General features: G+C 62.5%; 15 protein-coding genes and 3 tRNA genes. 1 reads left to right on the top strand and 17 read right to left on the bottom strand.

Annotated features, from left to right (window positions below; genetic code table 11):
• The 11 genes from API01S_RS23050 to API01S_RS23000 form a co-directional block, all read right to left on the bottom strand.
• On the bottom strand, positions 1-303 hold a 303-nt coding region (locus API01S_RS23050; protein WP_255221307.1), incomplete at its 3' end, for a GTP-binding protein.
• A 56-nt stretch (positions 304-359) separates the two neighbouring features.
• Positions 360-434: transfer RNA gene (locus tag API01S_RS23045), tRNA-Thr, on the bottom strand.
• Positions 435-446: 12 nt separating this feature from the next.
• Positions 447-520, bottom strand: a tRNA-Gly gene (locus API01S_RS23040).
• Between the two features lie 145 nt (positions 521-665).
• Positions 666-752 (bottom strand) — tRNA-Tyr (locus tag API01S_RS23035).
• Positions 753-864: 112 nt separating this feature from the next.
• The gene (locus API01S_RS23030) at positions 865-2,028 is read right to left on the bottom strand and encodes an iron-containing alcohol dehydrogenase (RefSeq protein ID WP_050728370.1); all 1,164 of its coding nucleotides are present in this window, start codon (positions 2,026-2,028) and stop codon (positions 865-867) included.
• A gap of 25 nt (positions 2,029-2,053) precedes the next feature.
• Positions 2,054-3,442 (bottom strand): aldehyde dehydrogenase family protein, encoded by a 1,389-nt coding sequence (locus tag API01S_RS23025; protein ID WP_061306212.1) that lies wholly within the window; start codon positions 3,440-3,442, stop codon positions 2,054-2,056.
• Between the two features lie 27 nt (positions 3,443-3,469).
• Positions 3,470-4,855 (bottom strand): glutamine synthetase family protein, encoded by a 1,386-nt coding sequence (locus tag API01S_RS23020; protein ID WP_061306211.1) that lies wholly within the window; start codon positions 4,853-4,855, stop codon positions 3,470-3,472.
• 255 nt (positions 4,856-5,110) lie between these two features.
• Positions 5,111-6,118 (bottom strand): Bug family tripartite tricarboxylate transporter substrate binding protein, encoded by a 1,008-nt coding sequence (locus API01S_RS23015; RefSeq protein WP_061306210.1) that lies wholly within the window; start codon positions 6,116-6,118, stop codon positions 5,111-5,113.
• Between the two features lie 171 nt (positions 6,119-6,289).
• Positions 6,290-7,888, bottom strand: a complete 1,599-nt coding sequence (locus tag API01S_RS23010) for a rhodanese-like domain-containing protein (RefSeq protein ID WP_156487157.1) — start codon at positions 7,886-7,888, stop codon at positions 6,290-6,292.
• Positions 7,889-7,893: 5 nt separating this feature from the next.
• Positions 7,894-9,075 carry a cystathionine beta-lyase gene (metC, locus tag API01S_RS23005; RefSeq protein ID WP_006216585.1) on the bottom strand — a complete coding sequence of 394 codons (1,182 nt, stop codon included), beginning with the start codon at positions 9,073-9,075 and terminating at the stop codon, positions 7,894-7,896.
• Positions 9,076-9,077: 2 nt separating this feature from the next.
• The gene (locus API01S_RS23000; RefSeq protein WP_006216586.1) at positions 9,078-9,665 is read right to left on the bottom strand and encodes a cysteine dioxygenase family protein; all 588 of its coding nucleotides are present in this window, start codon (positions 9,663-9,665) and stop codon (positions 9,078-9,080) included.
• 116 nt (positions 9,666-9,781) lie between these two features.
• Between API01S_RS23000 and API01S_RS22995 the strand changes: the two genes are divergently transcribed.
• On the top strand, positions 9,782-10,678 hold the full coding sequence (locus tag API01S_RS22995; protein ID WP_006216587.1) for a LysR substrate-binding domain-containing protein: 897 nt from the start codon (positions 9,782-9,784) through the stop codon (positions 10,676-10,678).
• On the opposite strand, the gene API01S_RS22990 is transcribed toward API01S_RS22995, so the two are convergent.
• From API01S_RS22990 to mnmG, 6 genes are read right to left on the bottom strand one after another with little or no spacing between them, the layout of a single operon-like run.
• Complete coding sequence (locus tag API01S_RS22990) at positions 10,672-11,676, bottom strand: asparaginase (protein WP_006216588.1); 1,005 nt, start codon at positions 11,674-11,676, stop codon at positions 10,672-10,674. The two genes, API01S_RS22995 and API01S_RS22990, sit on opposite strands and share 7 nt — an antisense overlap.
• A complete protein-coding gene (locus tag API01S_RS22985) occupies positions 11,669-12,592 on the bottom strand; it encodes a ParB/RepB/Spo0J family partition protein (RefSeq protein ID WP_006216590.1) in 924 nt (307 codons plus the stop codon). The genes API01S_RS22990 and API01S_RS22985 overlap by 8 nt, the downstream gene beginning before the upstream one ends.
• A gap of 44 nt (positions 12,593-12,636) precedes the next feature.
• On the bottom strand, positions 12,637-13,461 hold the full coding sequence (locus API01S_RS22980; protein WP_006216592.1) for a GNAT family N-acetyltransferase: 825 nt from the start codon (positions 13,459-13,461) through the stop codon (positions 12,637-12,639).
• A 9-nt stretch (positions 13,462-13,470) separates the two neighbouring features.
• On the bottom strand, positions 13,471-14,271 hold the full coding sequence (locus API01S_RS22975) for a ParA family protein (protein WP_050728365.1): 801 nt from the start codon (positions 14,269-14,271) through the stop codon (positions 13,471-13,473).
• Entirely contained in the window at positions 14,268-14,981 is a 714-nt protein-coding gene (gene rsmG / locus API01S_RS22970) for a 16S rRNA (guanine(527)-N(7))-methyltransferase RsmG (RefSeq protein WP_050728364.1), read from the bottom strand. The genes API01S_RS22975 and rsmG overlap by 4 nt, the downstream gene beginning before the upstream one ends.
• Positions 14,978-16,897, bottom strand: coding sequence for a tRNA uridine-5-carboxymethylaminomethyl(34) synthesis enzyme MnmG (mnmG, locus tag API01S_RS22965; protein ID WP_006216595.1), 1,920 nt, complete (start codon positions 16,895-16,897; stop codon positions 14,978-14,980). The genes rsmG and mnmG overlap by 4 nt, the downstream gene beginning before the upstream one ends.
• Positions 16,898-18,873: the final 1,976 nt, after the last annotated feature.

Genomic DNA, 18,873 nt, shown 5'->3' with positions numbered 1-18,873 from the left:
ACCGTCCATTTGCGCCGCGCCCGTGATCATGTTCTTCACATAGTCAGCGTGGCCCGGGCAGTCAACGTGAGCGTAGTGACGCGCTTCGGTTTCGTACTCGACGTGAGCGGTGTTGATCGTGATGCCGCGAGCCTTTTCTTCAGGAGTCGCATCGATCTGGTCGTAGCCCTTGGCTTCGCCACCGAACTTGTTCGACAGAACGGTCGTGATAGCTGCCGTCAACGTCGTTTTGCCGTGGTCAACGTGACCAATCGTACCCACGTTCACGTGCGGCTTGGTACGTTCAAACTTGCCTTTTGCCATGGCTGACTCCTGACCTGGATTGCGCTTCAGACTGAAGAAAAGAACTTGGAAATTTGTGGTGCCCATGGCGCGGATCGAACGCGCGACCTCTCCCTTACCAAGGGAGTGCTCTACCACTGAGCCACATGGGCATTTAAAAATCTTGGAGCGGGTGAAGGGAATCGAACCCTCGTCGTAAGCTTGGAAGGCTTCTGCTCTACCATTGAGCTACACCCGCGGCATACCCATTCACCATCTCATTTCCCAAACCCTCAAAATCAAGGCCTGGGGAACCTTACAACCTTCTTTGCGAAGGCCGCCCAGTTCCCTAGGCCTAATTTTAAAATCCAGGCAGACATCGCCTGGATTTAGAGTTGGGTCTCTGGTGGAGGAGATTGGATTCGAACCAATGTAGGCGCAAGGCCAACAGATTTACAGTCTGCCCCCTTTAACCACTCGGGCACCCCTCCAGCGGAGAACTTGAGATTATGAACACTTTCGAATCCGGTGTCAAACGTTTCGGATGAAAATATTCAAATCTTTTGTTCGGCCACTCGCGTTTCTGCGCAGAGGGGGCGAAGCTTACAGGTTTCCGCGAATTGATGCACGCAAAAGTTGCGAATAGTCGTCCGCCGTGAAATTCACCGGGTTGGTTCCCCCTGACGGATCGACGCTGGCCATGCGCCCTACCCGCTCGGCTTGCGCCTCGTCGATACCGATTTCGGCAAGCGTATGGGGAATTCCCACCGCCTCGCGCAGCCGCAGCACCCAGTCCAGCACCGCACCTGGCCCCGAATCCGGCAGGTCCAGGTAGCGCGCCAGTGCCTGCAAGCGGGGCGCCACCGCATGTTGGTTGGCTTTGAGCACGTACGGCATCAGGATCGCGTTGAGCATGCCGTGATGAGCGTCGTAAAGTGCGCCCAGCGGATGCGCCAGCGCGTGCATCGCGCCCAGCCCGCGTTGGAAAGCCGTGGCGCCCATTGTGGACGCCACCAGCATCTGTTGGCGCGCTTGCAGGTCCGTTCCGTCCGCCACGGCCTGCGGCAGGTATTCCTTGATGATGCGCATGCCTTCAAGCGCGATCCCAGCCGCCATCGGGTGAAAGAACGGCGAGCAATACGCCTCAAGGTTGTGCGACAGCGCATCCATACCGGTGGCGGCGGTGATGTGCGGTGGCAAACCGACCGTCAATTCAGCGTCCAGAATCACGATGGCGGGCAGCATGCGTGCGTGGAAGATGATGCGTTTGATCTGCGCCGCCTCATCGGTAATGACCGACGCGCGGCCTACCTCTGAACCCGTTCCCGCCGTCGTGGGCACTGCCACGACAGGCGCCATGCCGGCTACGTTCACGCGCAGGTAGTTGTCGCCGACGTCCTCGAAGTCCCACAAGGGCCGGTCCTGCCCCACCATCAACGCAATTGCCTTGGCCGCATCCAATGCCGACCCGCCCCCGAACGCGATGACGCCATCATGGCCGCCTTGCAGATAGGCCGCGACGCCGTCCTCTACGTTGCGGCCCGTGGGATTGCCCTTGATCTGATGAAAGACCTTGCACGCCAGCCCCGCCTGACTGCAGGCGCGCACGGCCTCGGTCACCATGGGCAGCGCCGCCAGGCCAGGATCGGTGACAAGAAGCGGACGGCTCATCCCCAGCTCGCGGCACCATTCGGGCAGCTCCTTGATACGGCCAGGTCCGGCCTTGATCGCGGTGGGGTAATTCCAATTGACGCTGGGCACGGTCATGATTTGATTCCTGATGAACGTCGGTTCAAACGCTACGCAGATGGAAAGATTTGGCCTGGGTAAGCTGCTCGTAGCCGACCACCGACAGCGACACGCCCCGCCCCGTATTCTTCACACCAGTCCAGGCCAGGGCCGGGTCCAGGTAGTCACAACGATTCATGAAGAACGTACCGGTCTGAACCCGCCTGCCCAGCGCCAGCGCGGCGTCCTGGTCCTGCGTATAGACTGCCGCGGTCAGTCCGTAGGGGCTGTCGTTCATCAACGCCACCGCGTCATCGTCGCCGTCGACCGGCATGATGCCCACGACCGGACCGAAGCACTCTTCGTTCATGACACGCATGCGATGGTTTACTCGCGTCAGGATAGCGGGTGCGACATAACACGAGCTTTCACTCGCTTTATCGAAACGCGAGGGATCAATCATGTTTTGTGCGCCCGCCGATATCGCCTCGTCGATCACGCCACGGATTTCGGCTGCGGCGCGCGTACGCACCACCGGTCCCAGCGTGGTGTCGGCATGCAGCGGATTACCCAGGACATAGTCATGCGTCAACGCGACGGCGCGTTCGACGAATTCGTCGAAGTGCGCGCGCGCAACGTAAATGCGCTGGATCCCGCAGCAGGATTGCCCCGAATTGAAGAACGCGCCATCGACGAGCGATTCCACCGCATGGTCCAGCTTCGCATCCTCGCGGACATAGGCCGGGTCGTTGCCCCCCAGCTCCAGGCCCACACCGATGAACCGCCCCGCCGCGCTTTCCTCGACGATGCGTCCCCCGCGCACCGAGCCGGTGAACGAGACATAGCCGATCTCCGGCGCGCGGATCAGGCGCTGTACGGTGTCGTGGTTGGCGTGCAGATACTGGAAGACGCCGACGGGCGCGCCGGCGTCGCGAAACGCTCTTTCTATCAACTCGGCGCAAAGCGGGGTCTGGTCGGAGTGTTTCAGGATGACCGTGTTGCCCGCCATCAGCGCCGGCACGATGCTGTTCACCGCCGTCAGCAGCGGATAGTTCCACGGCGCGATGGTCAGCGCGACGCCAATGGGTTCGCGCGTGATGAAACGAGTGAACCCCGCTTGCTCGGGCACGCGGATCGGCGCCAGGGCTTCGTCGGCAATCGCGATCATGTGCCGCGCCCGGGATTCGAAGCCCGCCACCTCGCCGGGCGTGTACCGCAGGGGCCGGCCCATCTGTATGGTGATCGCGCGCGCAATCTCCTCGCGCGCCGCGACAAAGCAATCCACCGCCAGGGACACAATGCGCCCCCGCTCGGCGATGCCCAGCGCCTGCCACGCCGGCTGCGCGCGCCGGGCCTGTTCCAACGCGCGGGCGATCTGCGCGTCGCTGGCGTAGGCGCGGCGCACAACCTCGCGCCCGTCGATGGGACTGATGGTGATGAGTTCCTCGGTCATGGTGGCCCTATGCAAGCGGTTGCTGAATCAGATGATCTCGAAATAACGGGCCAGCTCCCAGTCCGTGACGTGGCGCCGGAATTGCCGTTCTTCCCATTCGCGCGTCGCCGCGTAGTGTTCGACGAATGCGTCGCCGAAAAGATGCCGCGCCGCCTCGGATGCGCGCAGCCGCTGCGCCGCTTCCCACAACGTGGTCGGCAGGTGCAGATGGGCGGGAAACTGCTGCGTATAGGCGTTGCCTTGCACCATCGGCTCGGGCGTCAGGCCCTGCTCGATGCCGTACAACCCCGAGGCCAGCGCGGCGGTCAGCGCCAGATAGGGATTGGCGTCCGCCGAGCCGATCCGGACCTCCACCCGCTGCGATTTATCGCTGCCCGGAATCAACCGCAAAGCGGTCGTGCGATTTTCCATGCCCCAGGTGGCGTCCAGCGGCGCCCAATACCCCGGCACCAGCCGTGAATAACTGTTGACGGTTTGCGCATACAAGACCATGAATTCGGGCAGATAGCGCTGCACGCCCGCCATGAACGCAATCTGCGTTGCGCTCATGCCGTGCGGCTGCGACTTGTCGTAGAACGCCGAATGGCCGCTCTTGCGGTCGCGCAAGGACAAATGAATGTGTCCGCTCTGGCCGGGGTGTTCGTGCGACCACTTGGCCATGAACGTCGCCATCAGGCCATTTTGCTGCGCGAGCGCTTTGCAGAAGGTCTTGAACAGAAACGCCTTGTCTGCCGCGTGCTCGGCCAGGTCAACCGCCAGCGCGGCTTCCAGCACGCCGGGCCCTGTCTCGGTGTGCAGTCCTTCGATGGGCATGTCCATGCGTTCGCACAGGTCCAGCAACTTGCGGTAGAAATCGCCTTCGACCGTACTGCGCAGGACGGAATAGCCGAAGTTTCCCGGCGTCCAGTTTTCCATGTTGCGGTAATGCTTGGCGCGCACCGAATGCGGTGTCTCGCGGAACATGAAGAACTCGTATTCCAACGCGGCGTGGACCTCGAATCCCATGTCGGCCGCGCGGTCCAGCGTCCGGAGCAACAGGCGCCGCGGGCAGATATCGGCGGCTTGCCCCTCGAACTCCGCAAGGAACAGCAGCATGTCTTCGCCGTTTGGTCCTTGTTCAAGCGGCAGCCGGCGCGCGGTTTGCGGCACGATGCGCATCTGCGCGTCGGGGTAGGCAGTGTGCCAGCCGGTGTACTTGGTGTTGTCGTAGAGCTGGTCGTCTAGATCCCATCCCAGCACCACGTCGCAAAATGCCAGACCCGAACGCAGAGCGCCCAGGAATTTGTCGCGCCGCAGGTACTTGCCCAGCATGACGCCGTCGACGTCGGACAGGCCCACCTTGATATGCGACAGCGCGCTGGCCTGGACCAGCCGCTCCGCATCTTCCACCGATGCTACCCCTAGCGAATGCATGCTTGTTCACCTTGTGGCTGAAGCCTTGCGTTGGACTGCGGGCAAACGCCGCGGCCCCCGCTTGCGGGACAAGGGAAACCGCACTGGCGTGCTCTCAGGGTTTTTCCGAGTCTAGACACGTTGCCGCGAATTTGCAGCCCTGTGCGTGCAGTATTTTCCCTAGGTTGCGGGGGCCGCATCTGCCACGCGGGCAATCAGACGGACACAAAAAAACAGGCGCCGCAGCGCCTGTTTTTTCTTCTCTGCACAAAGGCGTCAATCCAGCGACACGCCTGCCGTCTTGACCATGTCGGCCCAGTACACGGTGTCTTCCTGCAAGCGCGTCTTGAACGCATCCGGTTGGCTGCCCACGGGCCAGCTGCCGCCACTATTGATTTTCGCGATCACGTTGGGCGACTTCATCGCCTGCGCCACGGCCTGGGCCAGATAGGCGACGCGCTCGGGCGGCGTGCCGGCCGGCGCGAACAGGCCATACCAGTCGTCCGCCGTGATGCCATCCAGTCCGCTTTGTTTGAGCGTTGGCGCGCCCTTGAATATGCCGATGCTGTTTTCGTGGCTCAACGCCAGAATGCGCAGCTTGCCGGCGGCCACCATCGGCTCGGCCGAGGCGGGCGACGTGATCAACATGTCGACCGTGCCGCCCATGAGATCGGTGATGGCGGGCGCCGCGCCGCGATAAGGCACGTGCACCAGGCTGACGCCGGCCTTCTTGGATACCAGCGCGCCCATCAGATGGCTCATCGTGCCATTGCCCGGCGTGGCGTAGGTGATGATGCCCGGCTGCTTGCGCGCGGCATCCAGATAGTCGGCAAGCGTCTTATAGGGGCTTTCCGTGCGCGCCACCAACACCAGCGGCGCGGACGTGATCTGCGAGATCGGCGTGAAGTCTTTGACCGGGTCAAAGCCCACGTTCTTGTACAGGCGCGGGTTCACCGCCATCACACTGGTCTGCGACATCACCAGCGTGTAGCCGTCGGGTTTGGCGCGCGACACCTGCGCCGTGCCCACGTTGCCTCCGGCGCCGGAGCGGTTCTCGACCACGACGCTCTGACCCGTGATGGCGCCCAGCTCCTGCGCAATCAGGCGAGCGACGTTGTCGTTGCCGCCCCCGGGCGGAAATGGCGACACCACCGTGATCGCCTGCTTGGGATAGTCGGCCGGCGCCTTCAGCGCCTGCGCCTGGGCCGGCGCGGTGGCCGTCCACATCAAACCGGCGACGGCCAACGCGGCCGTGGCGCGAACGTGCAATGCATGGTGCTTCATCTGTATTCCCCTTGTGTCGGCGGCCGGATACTCGGCCGTCCCCTTCATTTCGGTTCGCCATGAACCGTCCGCACCCCGGCGGCAAGCGCCGGGGCGTAATGATCGATCTGGATGTGTTGTTCGCGCCGCGCGGCCTCTGCGTGCCGTCGCGGGCGACCTTACGTCGGCGCGTCAGGGCACGGCGAAGCGATAGCCCGCCAGTTCACGTTCATCAATCTGCTTGACCAGGTTGGTCTCCCACGACAGGTACTGCCGCGCCGCGGCCTTGTTGCCGTCGTGGCGGTCATGCACGAAGAACAGGTAGTCGATGCACTCGCTGTCGGCGGGCTCATTCGGGGTGGCTTCCTGGGCGATGCCCGCCGCCGCCCAGCTGGCCGGCGTGCCCGTGTTCACCTTGATGTCGACGATGCCCGATGCCCGCAAGTCCTGCGCGGTCCAGGCGGCCAGCGCCGCGTCCTCGGCCAGCAGGATGACCGCGCGGGCGGGGTCCAGCGCCAGTCGGTCAAGGCGCGGCCGGATAGACCAGCGCGCCCCCGCGATATGCCCGGCGCGATAGCGCATGCCCGGACGGATGTCGATCGCTTGCGCACCGTCCTGCAACGCGGCCGCCAGTTGCGCGTCGGACAACATCGGGACGACTGGCGTGTCCGTGCGCGGCGTGGCCGGCGTCAACATCGCGCGCGCGCCCTCTTTCAACACGCTGGCATCCCAACCCATCTGACGCAGCCAGCTGGCCGTGACGGGCGCACGCACGCCCTCTGCATCGAACACGACGATGCGCGCGCCGCGCACCGCCAGGTACTGGTCCGTCGCCTGCACCAGCTGGCCGCCGGGCGCGTGCTGCGCGCCAGGCAGCGAGCCCTGCGCGAATTCCTCGGCGCTGCGCACGTCGCACAGGAACGTCGTGCGCGTGGTGTCGCGCAGCCATTGCTGCACGGTGGTGGCGTCGACGATTGGCACGCCGTGGCGCAAGGCCAGTTGCGCGGAGCGCTCGGCCAATGCCGGCAGTGCTTCGGCCTCGACACCATCTTCATAGCGACGGCGCGCGCCGTGTTCCAGTTGCAGGTCTTCCAGATACCAGCCCTGCGTGCCGTTCTCCAGCGCATAGACGGGATTGGGCACGCCCAGGTTGATCAGCGTCTGCGCGCCGATGATGCTGCGCGTGCGGCCGGCGCAGTTGATCACGATGGTGGTCTTCGGATCCTTGACCAGCGTGTGCACGCGCAGCGCCAGCTCTCCGTTGGGGCAGCAGATGCCGCCGGGGATGCTCATCTTCTGGTATTCGGCGTATGGCCGGCCGTCCAGCACGATCAGGTCTTCGCCGCGCTGCTGGCGCGCCGCCAGTTCTTGCGCGCCGATACGTGGGGTGTGGAAAACTTCTTCTGCCAGTTCACCAAAGGTTTTGCTGGGCACGTTCACGCCGGCAAAGGCGGCGTAGCCGTCGCGTTGCCATTGCGCGATGCCGCCCTTCAGACGGTGCACCTGCGTGTAGCCCAGGCTGGCCAGCGCGCGACCGGCGCGGGCGGCCGTCTCGTCATCGCCGCCGTTGTCGTACACCACTACGCGAGCATCGCGCCGAGGCGCCAGGCGCACGATATCCACCTCAAGACGGCTATAAGGCACCGGGGCCGCGTAGAACAAGTGCGACTCTCCATACTGGCCATGTTCGCGCACGTCCAGCAGCGCGATCTCGTGGCCATCGTGCAGCCATTGCTTGAGGGTGTGCGCGTCGATATCGGCGACAGGGGAAGCGGGGGTCGGGTGCATCATGGGATTCAGAGAGAGCGAGAATGTTGGGTCATGGCCGACAGTCCTTGTTCAAGGTCGTCGATCAGATCTTCGGGGTCTTCAAGGCCGATATGCAGGCGCAACATGGCGCCCCGTGGCGTGGATTGCGGCAGTGCGCGTGTGTCGAGCTTTGCCGGGATGACCAGGCTTTCAAAGCCGCCCCACGAGGCGCCGATGCCGAAGAGGTTCAGCGCGTCGATCAGGCGCTCGGCGTCGGCCGCGCTGAACGCGCCGTCCAGTTCCAGGGTCAGCAAGCCGTTCGCGCCGGTGCAATCGCGCCGCCAGATCGCGTGCGAGGGGTCACCAGGCAGCGCGGGGCACAGCACGCGGGCGATTTCCGGGCGGGCTTGCAGCCACGTCGCAACCTGCATCGCGTTGCGGGCGTGTTGCGCCATGCGCAGCGGCAGCGAACGCATGCCGCGCAAGACCAGGAACGCGTCATCGGCGCCGACCGTCTGGCCGAAGTCGATGTTGGCGCGCTCCAGCGTGCTCCAGGCGCGTGAGTTCGTGACCACGGCGCCCATCATCACATCGGCGTGGCCGCCCAGATATTTGGTGGCCGCCATCACGGAAATATCGGCGCCCAAGGTCAGCGGTTTGTATATCAAACCCGACGCCCACGTGTTATCCACAGCCAGCCAGCAATCGTGTTTTCGCGCAGCTGTGGATAAGTCGCGGAGGTCCGGCATCTCGTACGTCAGCGAGCCCGGCGCCTCGGCGTAAATCATGCGCGTATTGGGGCGCATCATCGCTTCGATGCCAACGCCATCGGGTCGGTAGAAGGTGTAGTCGATACCCAGCCGGGTCAGATGCTCGGCGCAAAACCGGCGCACGGGTTCATAGACCGCATCGGTGACCAACACATGATCGCCAGCGCGCAAGAACGCCAGCAGCACCATGGCGATGGCGGCCTGACCGGTGGGATACAGCGCGGCGCGATGGCCCTGCTCCAGTTCGACCAGCGCGTCCTCCAGCGCATGCGTGCTATCGGTGCCGCGCGCGCCATAGGAGGGCAGACGCTCTTGTTCGCGGCGCGCGCGCGTGTCGCGCCACTCGGCGACGCTGTCGAACACGTAGGTGCTGGCGCGCGTTACGGGAGTGTTGACCCACCCGTGATGTGGTCGCCCGGCGCGCAGCAGACGCGTTGCCGGCTGGTAGGGCTTTTTCATGATCAGCGACGCGTTTTCACGCCGATGGGCATGACCTTGCAGGTGCCCGCTTCCAGGTCGAAACCCAGGCGCTCGTTCAGCGTTTCCAGAGCGCGGCCGTACATGTGCAAATGGCGGATGACGCTGTCACCCTGGATTTCCACCGCGTGGATATCGTCGGGCATCAGCGCGATGCCCGAGCCCGGCCCCACGACCACGGTGCCGGTCTTTTCCAGACGGCCCACGCCCGGGACGGAACCATCATCCAGGCGGTCATAGACGTAGTTGTATTCCACGCCTTCCACGGCCGCGATACAGGCCCAGGTGGTGTGGTTGTGCGGCACGATCTTGTTGCCCGGGCGCATGACGTTCAGGTACAGCGCATAGCTCTTGTCGTCGTCTTCGGCGATCAGGTAGCGGGCCTGGCGCTCGCCGTCTTCGGGAGGCGCATAGCGTTCACCATTCCACCAGTCCGTATGTCCGGCCAGGCCGACCAGCTCTTGCAGGACTTCAGCGAGGCTGTCGCGGTTCAGCCCCTTATTTCCTACAGTTTTTTTAATATTTCCAATGGCGGCCTCGATGCCGGCCTGATGAGGATGTGCAGTGCTCACGTTGACTTTCCCTCTTGTTTCATGAGTTATTGCACTTAATGTATCGCCGGGTCGCTGCGCCAACAATTTAAATTGCCTTAACATTCCATTAGCATCGCTAATACTTCAGGCATCCCATGCGCAACCTCGATCTGGATCTGCTTCGTACCCTCACCGCCATCGCCCAGCACGACACGTTTTCCGAGGCCGCCAACCGGCTGCACAAGACGCAATCGGCCATCACGCAGCAGATGCAGCGCCTGGAGTCCACGATCGGCCTGCCCTTGTTTGAAAAGCAGGGCCGCAACAAGGTGCTGTCATCGCATGGGCGGCGGCTGGTGGAATATGCGCGCCATATGCTGGCCATCAACGATGAAGCGCTGCGCGCCCTGCAAGACGGCCCGCTGGAAGGCGACTTGCGCCTGGGTGCGCCGCTGGACGTGGCGGACACCATCCTGCCGACATTGCTGACGCACATCGCGCGCTCGGCGCCCCGCGTCAAGCTGGAGATCCGCGTGGACCGCAGCCCGTTCCTGATGGACGCTCTGCGCGCGGGCGAGTTGGATCTGACCATCTCGACGCGGTTTGACCAGGATTTCGAAGGCGTGGCGCTGCGCACGTCGCCTACCGTATGGTTGGCGTCCGCGGACTATCTGCACGATCCGCACGCGCCGATCCCGCTGGTACTAGCCGACGAGCCCAGCATCTTCCGCCGCCTGGCGTTGAATGCGCTGGAACAGGCGCGCGTGCGTTGGCACACCAACTACGTGGCGCCGAATCTGGTGGGAATCAAAGCAGCATTGCGCGCGGGCCTGGGCGTGACGGCGCGCAGCGTGGAGCTGTTAGGTCCAGAGATGCGGGTGCTGGGGGAAAAGGAAGGCCTGCCGCCCTTGCCGGACGTCACCTACTTCCTGTGGATAAGGCGCGACCTGATCAATCCGCTGACGCGGCAGGTCTATGACATGCTGCGCAGCAATCTGGGTTTGGCGCAGCAGGCCGATGCGGCGGCGCAAGCGCCGCAGCAGGTTCAATAGCGGTCGAAAATGGCCTGGACTGCGGCAGGGTCGCGCGTGACGGACAAGGCCAGCATCAAGAGAATGCGCGCCTTCTGCGGGTTCAGGTCGCGTGCGGCAATAAAGCCCAGGCGGCCATCATCCAGTTCGACATCGCGCGCGACAAAGCCGCTGCCGGTACGGCTGGAGCGCACCACCGCCACGCCATCGGCCGCGGCGCGGCTCAGGGCATCGATGGCCAGGTCGGTGGCATTGCCATCGCCCACGCCGGCAAGCACGATGCCGTCGGCAACGCCCGCCACGAAATCGATCAGATCCGCCTGCACATTGGCATGGGCATAGACCACATCCACACGAGGCCAACCGGCCTTTTCCAATAATGCGAGTGAAAACTCGCTTTGGCTGGAATGCACGGTGGTGTTGCGGGAATAGAAGCACGGCGCGCCACCATGCATGACGCCCGCCCGGCCGCGATTGGGCGAGGCGAACGCGCACAGGCCGGCGCTGGCGGTCTTCTGGATCTCGCGGGCGTAATGCACGTCTTCGTTCATGACGACCAGCGGACCGCGCCCGCGTGCGTCGGGGTGGCGGGCAAGCGCGACCGCGTTGTACAGATTTGCCGGCCCCTCGGCGCCCAGGGCCGTGGCCGGACGCATGGCGCCCACCAGCACCACGGGCTTGTCGTGCTGATTGACCAGGCTCAGGAAGTACGCCGTCTCTTCAAGCGTGTCGGTGCCGTGAGTGATGACGATGCCGGCCACCGAGGCGTCCTGGCAAAGCGTATCGACACGCGCGGCCAGCGCCTGCCAGACCGCATGCGTCATGTTCTGGCTGCCCACATTGGCAACCTGTTCCGCGCGGATATCCGCGATGCGGGCCAGTTGCGGCACGGCGGCCAGCAGGTCGTTGACGGAGAACGACCCGGCCTTGTAGCCCGCGGAAGTCGCGTCGGCCTGAGCGCCGGCGATGGTGCCGCCCGTGGCCAGCACGGCGATGACCGGCAACGCAAGATCAGGCATCCACGACTCCGGACAGGCCTTGGCGTTCAAGCAGCGAATTCAAGTGTTCCCAGCCATGGAAGTCGATGACGATCTGCCCTTTTTCCTTGGCGCCGACCTTCAAGGCGACGCGCGTGCCCAGGTGATCCGACAAGGCCTCTTCCAGGCGCGTCAGATCGCGCGAGACGCCGTTGGCCTTCTTGCGCGGCGATGCAGCCGATTCGGCTTCCTTGGCGGTCTTGGCAACCAGCTTTTCGGCCTCGCGCACCGACAGGCGGCGGGCGATGATCTGGTTCGCCAGTTGGATCTGCGTGGCGGCGTCCACGGCCAGCAATGCGCGCGCGTGGCCCATGTCCACGTCGCCCGCCAACAGCATCGTCTGCACAGGCGCCGCCAAGTTCAACAGGCGCAGCAGGTTGCTGGTGGCCGAGCGCGAGCGGCCGATGGCTTGAGCCGCCTGTTCATGCGTCAGCCCGAATTCGTCCAGCAGGCGGCGCACGCCATGCGCCTCTTCCAGCGGGTTCAGGTCTTCGCGCTGGATGTTCTCGATCAGCGCCATGACCGCCGCGTTCTCGTCGGCCACTTCGCGCACCAGCACCGGCACTTCTTTCAAGCCGGCCAATTGGGCCGCGCGAAAACGGCGTTCGCCCGCGATGATCTCGTAATGGCCAGGCGCCGTTTCGCCCAGCGCGCGTACCAGAATGGGTTGCATGATGCCTTGCGTGCGGATCGATTCGGCCAGCTCACCCAGGGCGCCCTCGTCCATGCGCGTGCGCGGCTGATATTTGCCGGCGCGCATCTTCGAGATGGGCAAGGTGGATGGCGGACCCTCGGGCTTGGCCGCGACGGCCTTGCCGATGTTGTCGATCGCAGGCGCGTCCGCGCCAAGCAAGGCGTCCAGTCCGCGACCCAATCCCTTGGGTTTCTTGGTGGCCATAGTTAAATCCTCTTTCCTTCTGTTTTTGTATCCTGAGCCGGGGCTCAGGCGTGCCGCTGCTCGGCGGGCAAGCGGTACCAATACGCGTAACAGTCTTTGAAACCGTAGCGGCCATACAGGGCGCGCGCGGCGGTATTTTCCGGCTCGACTTGCAGATACGCCGTCGTGGCGCCGCCGTTGGCGCCATGGCTCAATAGGTGATCCATCAAAGCATCGGCGTAGCCTTTACGCCGCTGCCCGGGATCGGTGACGATGTCGAACAGGCCCAGCAATTCATCGTCGCGAACGGCCAGGCCCGCGGCGACGCATTGTTCCGCCGCGTCAAAAGCCAGCACCGGCTGCTTATCCACAGCCAGCCCTTGCAGACGCGCCTGGTGCTCTTCGATGTGCTCGGCCGTTGACCCACGCATGGCGCCGACGGCCTGCGCGAAGCGGTCGGTATCGACGATCCTGAAAGACAGGCCGCCCCGGACACTGAGTCTGGGGGCGAGCGACATGCTCATGACTCGGGTCTCACCGGTATAGGTATAGCCTCGGGCCTCCAGCTCGGCGTCGAGCGAAAAATCGGGGCCGATGGAGGTAATGCGCAGCACCATGGGCAAGCCATGGCGCGCATACAACGAAGAACAATACGCCAGCCGCTCGTCCAGCGGACGTGTGGATAACCCCAGCACATTCACGCTGCGCACGCGCTTGGCTGGTGACGGCGCAAAGCGCACGAGCCAGCCATCATAGAGCAGCTGCGAACGCACTGCCGTCGCGTTCAGCGCCGCCTCTTCCAGACGAACGCGCAAGCGGTCACGCTCGTCGACGGGCGACGAGCGGATCGATGGCGATGCGGTGGAAGAAAAGAGCGCGGCTGCGGACATGGCCAGGATTTATTCCAAATCCTTCCTGACGCGTTCGATCATTTCCGCGCCAAACGAGATGTAGGCCTGCGCGCCGCGTGACGCCCGGTCATACACCACGCCCGGCATCCCGTAACTGGGTGCTTCGGCAAGGCGCACATTACGCGGCACAACCGTCTTGAACACCTTGTCGCCAAAGTGCGCTTCCAGTTGCGCGGACACCTGCTGTTGCAGGGTCATGCGCGGATCGAACATCACGCGCAACAATCCGATGACACGCAGGTCATCATTGATGTTGCGATGGACACGCTTGATGGTGTTGACCAGATCGGACAAGCCTTCAAGCGCAAAGTATTCACACTGCATCGGAATGATGACGCCGTGTGCCGCGGCAAGGCCATTGAGCGTCAGCAGCGACAAAGTCGGCGGGCAGTCGATCAGGACAAAGTCGTATTGGCTCGCGACGGAATCGATCGCCTTTTTCAATTGGCGTTCGCGTTCTTCCATTTGGACCAGATCGATTTCCGCGCCGGACAACTCGCGATTCGCCGGCAGCACGTCGTAGCCGCCGGATTCCGACTTCACGCGGGCCCGCTCGATGGTGGACTCGCCAATCAGCACTTGGTACAGGTTCGATTCCAGCGCATTCTTGTCGATACCGCTACCCATCGTGGCGTTGCCCTGCGGATCCAGGTCCACCAGCAGCACGCGCTGATTGTGCGTGGCAAGGCCCGCCGCCAGATTGATGGCGGTCGTCGTCTTGCCCACACCGCCCTTTTGGTTGGCGATGCAGAAGACGCGGGCGGTTGTGCTGGGGGGTAAGTTCTTCATAGGGTTCCTTGACTGCGTCCTTCGCCGCGCCCTTCATGGCGGCGCATCCAGATCAGGCAGCGTTCTGCTTGCAGCTCCGGCACGCGGAGCGGCTGAATATGATCGACCTGCCAGTCCCCGCGCGCGTGCAGCGCTTGAATTTCTTCGTCGGGGACCTTGCCCTTCATCGCGACGAGGGTACCATCGTTGCGCACGTGGCGACCCGCGAGCTGCGCAAAATCATCCAGCGAAGCGAAGGCGCGCGACGTGACGATGTCGCACTCGGCCGGCTCCAGCGTTTCGATGCGGGCATGGCGCGCCTGCAAGTTGGGCAGGCTCAACGCACCGCTCATCTGGCGCACGAATGCGGTCTTCTTTTCTACGGCGTCGATGCAGGTCACCGACCATGCAGGCTGCATGATCGCGAGAACGACGCCAGGCAGGCCGCCACCGGATCCGACGTCGTAGACCTTGGCAGACGCGCCCGAGGCGCCCAGCGCCTCGCAGAACGGCGCCACGGCCGACAGGCTGTCGAACAGATGCTGGATCAACATCTGCTGAGGATCGCGAATGGCGGTGAGGTTGTACGTGCGGTTCCAGCGCTGCATCTGCGCCAGGTAATTCAACAGCTTGGCCTTTGCCGCGTCATCGACGGCCAAGCCCAACTGCTCGCACGCGCGAGAGAGGCGGCCGGCCATGTCAGCGCCGGCCTGATCGGTATGGGCGGTCATGCGGCTTGCTTGCGCGAGCCGTAATGCAGGCGCTTCAGGTGTATGAGCAGCAACGAGATTGCAGCGGGGGTAACGCCCGAGATGCGCGCGGCTTGGCCGACGGTCTCGGGACGATGCGTCTTGAGCTTCTGGCGCACTTCGAACGACAGGCTCGTCACGGCGTCGTAGTCGACATCCGCGGGAATGGGCTGAAGTTCGTGCGAGATCTGCTTCTGGACTTCGTCTTGCTGGCGGGCGATATAGCCTGCGTACTTCACCTGGATTTCGACCTGTTCGGCCAGGACGTCGTCGCCCACCACGCCCGGACCCGCCAACAGCGAGCCGTCGGCGTTGCGCGCGGCCATCAAGGCTTCATAGGAAACATTGGGCCGTTTCAGCAGATCAGCTAGTGAGTACTCACGTTCAATCGCCTTGCCCAGCAGCGGTTCGGCCACTTCAAGCGGCAGGATGCGCGGGTTCACCCACGAAGACTTCAAGCGCTCGACTTCCGCCGCAACGGCGTCGCGCTTGCGATTGAAGGCGTCCCAGCGGGCATCGTCCACGATACCCAGCTGGCGGCCAATCTCGGTCAAACGCAGGTCGGCATTGTCTTCGCGCAGGCTCAGGCGATATTCGGCGCGCGAGGTGAACATGCGATAGGGCTCGGTCACGCCACGCGTGACCAGGTCGTCAACCAACACGCCAAGATAGGCTTCGTCGCGGCGCGGGGTCCACTGGTCGCGGCCCAGGGAAAGCAGCGCGGCGTTGATGCCTGCCAGGAGGCCCTGCGCTGCCGCCTCTTCGTAGCCGGTGGTGCCGTTGATCTGACCTGCAAAGAAAAGTCCGCCGATTGCCTTGGTTTCGAGCGTGCTCTTCAATCCACGTGGATCGAAGTAGTCGTATTCAATGGCGTAGCCGGGCCGCATGATGTGCGCGTTTTCCAAACCACGCAGCGAATGGATCAGCTCCAGCTGGACGTCGAACGGCAAGCTGGTCGACACACCGTTGGGATACACCTCATGCGTGTCGAGGCCTTCGGGTTCAAGAAAGACCTGATGCGATTCTTTATCGGCAAAGCGGTGAATCTTGTCTTCGATAGATGGGCAGTAGCGCGGGCCCACTCCTTCGATCACACCGCTGTACATCGGCGAGCGGTCCAAGCCTCCGCGGATGATGTCGTGCGTGCGGGAGTTCGTATGAGTGATCCAGCACGGGAGCTGCCGAGGATGCATCGACACATTGCCCATGTACGAAAACACGGGAATGGGATCCAGGTCGCCGGGCTGCTCTTCCAGAATGCTGGTGTTGATGGAGCGCCCGTCAATGCGCGGCGGCGTGCCGGTCTTCAAGCGACCTTGGGGCAGCTTCAGTTCCTTCAGGCGCTGGCCCAAGGAGATAGCTGGCGGATCGCCCGCACGGCCGCCCGAATAGTTTTGCAGCCCCACGTGAATCAAACCGTTCAGGAAGGTACCGGCCGTCAGGACAACGGTCTTGGCGCGGAACTTCAAACCCACCTGAGTCACCGCGCCAACTACGCGGTCCCCTTCCACCATCAAGTCTTCCACCGCTTGCTGGAACAGCCACAAGTTAGGCTGGTTCTCCAAGCGGCCACGAATGGCCTGGCGGTACAGAACCCGGTCCGCCTGGGCGCGAGTCGCACGCACAGCCGGCCCCTTGGAACCGTTAAGAATGCGGAACTGAATCCCCGCTTCGTCCGTGGCCAGAGCCATCGCGCCACCGAGGGCGTCGACTTCTTTAACCAGGTGGCCCTTGCCGATCCCGCCAATGGAGGGATTGCAAGACATTTGGCCTAGGGTTTCGATGTTGTGCGTCAACAGCAGCGTGCGTGCACCTGCACGCGCGGCAGCCAATGCCGCTTCAGTGCCGGCGTGGCCGCCACCGACGACGATGACATCGAATTCGTGGGGATAGTCCATGATGGGGAGGAAAGATAAGAAGGCGTTCGGTGCTCATTATAGAGGCAGGGATACCATGTTTCACGTGAAACATTCCTTGCCGCGTTTCTGGACTACGGCTGTCGGCGAAAGGCGTCGACTATTGGCAACGTGGAGCGCGAAACTCCACGAATATGTTGGCACCTGCCGCTGTTGGGGAGTTCGGCAGCGTGGGGTGTTCCGGGCGGAACATCCGCGGGCGAAGGACATAGCGCCGACGGGCAGGATGTTTCACGTGGAACATTTCACTCGTGGAACAGCGTTCGATCGCGAACGCCTGCCCGTTCATCGAACGAATATATGAGGGCGATGTTTCACGTGGAACATTGAAGGGCCCCTGGTTCGGTCTGATGCACATCCGACCGATGGCCTCCTCCATCTCGCCGCCCCATCTCATGCAGATCCGACTTCGTGAAACGAAGGCCATCGCTGCGCCTAATTTTCAAGGTCGGTCCCAGCGAACGAATCCAATGTTTCACGTGAAACAGTGCGCCTGCGAGCTCGGCAACTACCCCGACCGCGTTCGGTGTTTCACGTGAAACATTTGAGGGCCCATAGTTCGGTCTCATTGCAAAGCACATCCGACCGGTGGCCCTCGCAGTCACATCTCATACAAATCCAACTTCTTGAAGTACAGGCCATCGCTGCGTCTAATTTTCAGGCTCGCTCCCGGAGAACGAAGCCAATGTTTCACGTGGAACATGTGGCGTCTACAAGTCAGGTAATCGATATGTTCCACGTGAAACACCAAGCGGTTACGCGCTTGCGCCGCTTACCTAATCGTGTGCTGTTTCACGTGGAACACCGAAAGGCCCCACTGTCGAAACGTCAAAAGCACGAAACCCTTCGATCCGAACCAGGACGGTTGGCAAATTTAGAATCTTTAAATGATTCACGGCATCCAATCGGCTCAGAATTTCCAGCCATTCCAGGGCGACGGGCGACACCGAACGATTAAATAAAAAACCAATTTTTCGAACCCTACCCTACCCCTTACCCAAAAAAGACCAAATTTTTTCACTTTTTTGTCGGAAAGGAGCCTTGCAGCGGTTCAATCCTTGAGAGATGAAAGCCAGCCCAAATACATCCAAGCAAACTTTCGGACTAGCGATACCCCGCAACCGGGATTCGGTAGTCATCCGCTAAGCCACAAAGCGCTCGCATCAAAGCCAGCGCGTATGTGACTCAAAGCAGCGGCACACGGTTTTTCAGTTCAACAAGCACGCACGAGTTATCAACAATGACCCCGACCCAGACGTGCCTGATTTCGATCCCCTTCACGTGGAACAACTTTGGGGATAACTTTTGAAGCGAGGATACGCAAGGACACTGCGCAACAGGAAACGGGCGTACCGCGATTACGGCACCTGCGCCATAACTCAGGCGCAAAAAACGTCGATCCTCATAGGAGAATCGTTTTCTACCTCGATGCAGCCACTCCGGCTCGAACGTCAATTCACGTCGAGCCAATACCCCACAAACCGTCGATTTTTTACGTGGACAACTTTGTGGATAAGGTTTGTCGGATTCGACAATGCCCACCCACGGACCAACTTTATTTTTCTTAAAGGACGTGTAGGTTCGGGAACTAGGACCGATGCGCTTAGTCAAATTGCGACAAAATCCCGACCAGCCGTTTATCCACAAACTTGCTCACACCGCGCCGATTTGTCCCGCGTACTTTCCGCAGCGGACCACAGTCGGACCTTTGATGACACAAGTATCTTGCCCGGCTACCAACGCCCGCGCCATCATCCGTTTGGACGAGGCAATCGCCTGCTTCATGTGAAACCTGTGGAGAACTTGCTCGCAGCAAAAATGCGAGGTTATCTGCAGTCGGTGATTTCGGTAGAAAGCGGGTGCCTCAATCGCGGGTCTGGGAATAAGTACCAGCGACAAAAAGGCATTGACGCCACCACCGCACGATTACTATCCCCATTTCTATCCACAGGCCGGGC

This window comes from Achromobacter piechaudii NBRC 102461 (genome assembly GCF_001571245.1).
Classification (GTDB): domain Bacteria; phylum Pseudomonadota; class Gammaproteobacteria; order Burkholderiales; family Burkholderiaceae_B; genus Achromobacter; species Achromobacter piechaudii.
The sequence above is the reverse complement of the archived record's forward strand: the minus strand, read 5'-3'. Positions and strand labels throughout refer to the sequence as shown.

Excerpts from the sequence above, each read along its gene's own strand:
- API01S_RS22985 (WP_006216590.1), bottom strand. The coding sequence starts at position 12,592 with ATGGCCACCAAGAAACCCAAGGGATTGGGTCGCGGACTGGACGCCTTG.
- rsmG (WP_050728364.1), bottom strand. The coding sequence starts at position 14,981 with ATGACCGCCCATACCGATCAGGCCGGCGCTGACATGGCCGGCCGCCTC.
- API01S_RS23030 (WP_050728370.1), bottom strand. The coding sequence starts at position 2,028 with ATGACCGTGCCCAGCGTCAATTGGAATTACCCCACCGCGATCAAGGCC.
- API01S_RS22980 (WP_006216592.1), bottom strand. The coding sequence starts at position 13,461 with ATGTCCGCAGCCGCGCTCTTTTCTTCCACCGCATCGCCATCGATCCGC.
- API01S_RS23025 (WP_061306212.1), bottom strand. The coding sequence starts at position 3,442 with ATGACCGAGGAACTCATCACCATCAGTCCCATCGACGGGCGCGAGGTT.
- API01S_RS22995 (WP_006216587.1), top strand. The coding sequence starts at position 9,782 with ATGCGCAACCTCGATCTGGATCTGCTTCGTACCCTCACCGCCATCGCC.
- API01S_RS22990 (WP_006216588.1), bottom strand. The coding sequence starts at position 11,676 with ATGCCTGATCTTGCGTTGCCGGTCATCGCCGTGCTGGCCACGGGCGGC.
- API01S_RS23010 (WP_156487157.1), bottom strand. The coding sequence starts at position 7,888 with ATGATGCACCCGACCCCCGCTTCCCCTGTCGCCGATATCGACGCGCAC.
- mnmG (WP_006216595.1), bottom strand. The coding sequence starts at position 16,897 with ATGGACTATCCCCACGAATTCGATGTCATCGTCGTCGGTGGCGGCCAC.
- API01S_RS22975 (WP_050728365.1), bottom strand. The coding sequence starts at position 14,271 with ATGAAGAACTTACCCCCCAGCACAACCGCCCGCGTCTTCTGCATCGCC.
- API01S_RS23015 (WP_061306210.1), bottom strand. The coding sequence starts at position 6,118 with ATGAAGCACCATGCATTGCACGTTCGCGCCACGGCCGCGTTGGCCGTC.
- API01S_RS23020 (WP_061306211.1), bottom strand. The coding sequence starts at position 4,855 with ATGCATTCGCTAGGGGTAGCATCGGTGGAAGATGCGGAGCGGCTGGTC.
- metC (WP_006216585.1), bottom strand. The coding sequence starts at position 9,075 with ATGAAAAAGCCCTACCAGCCGGCAACGCGTCTGCTGCGCGCCGGGCGA.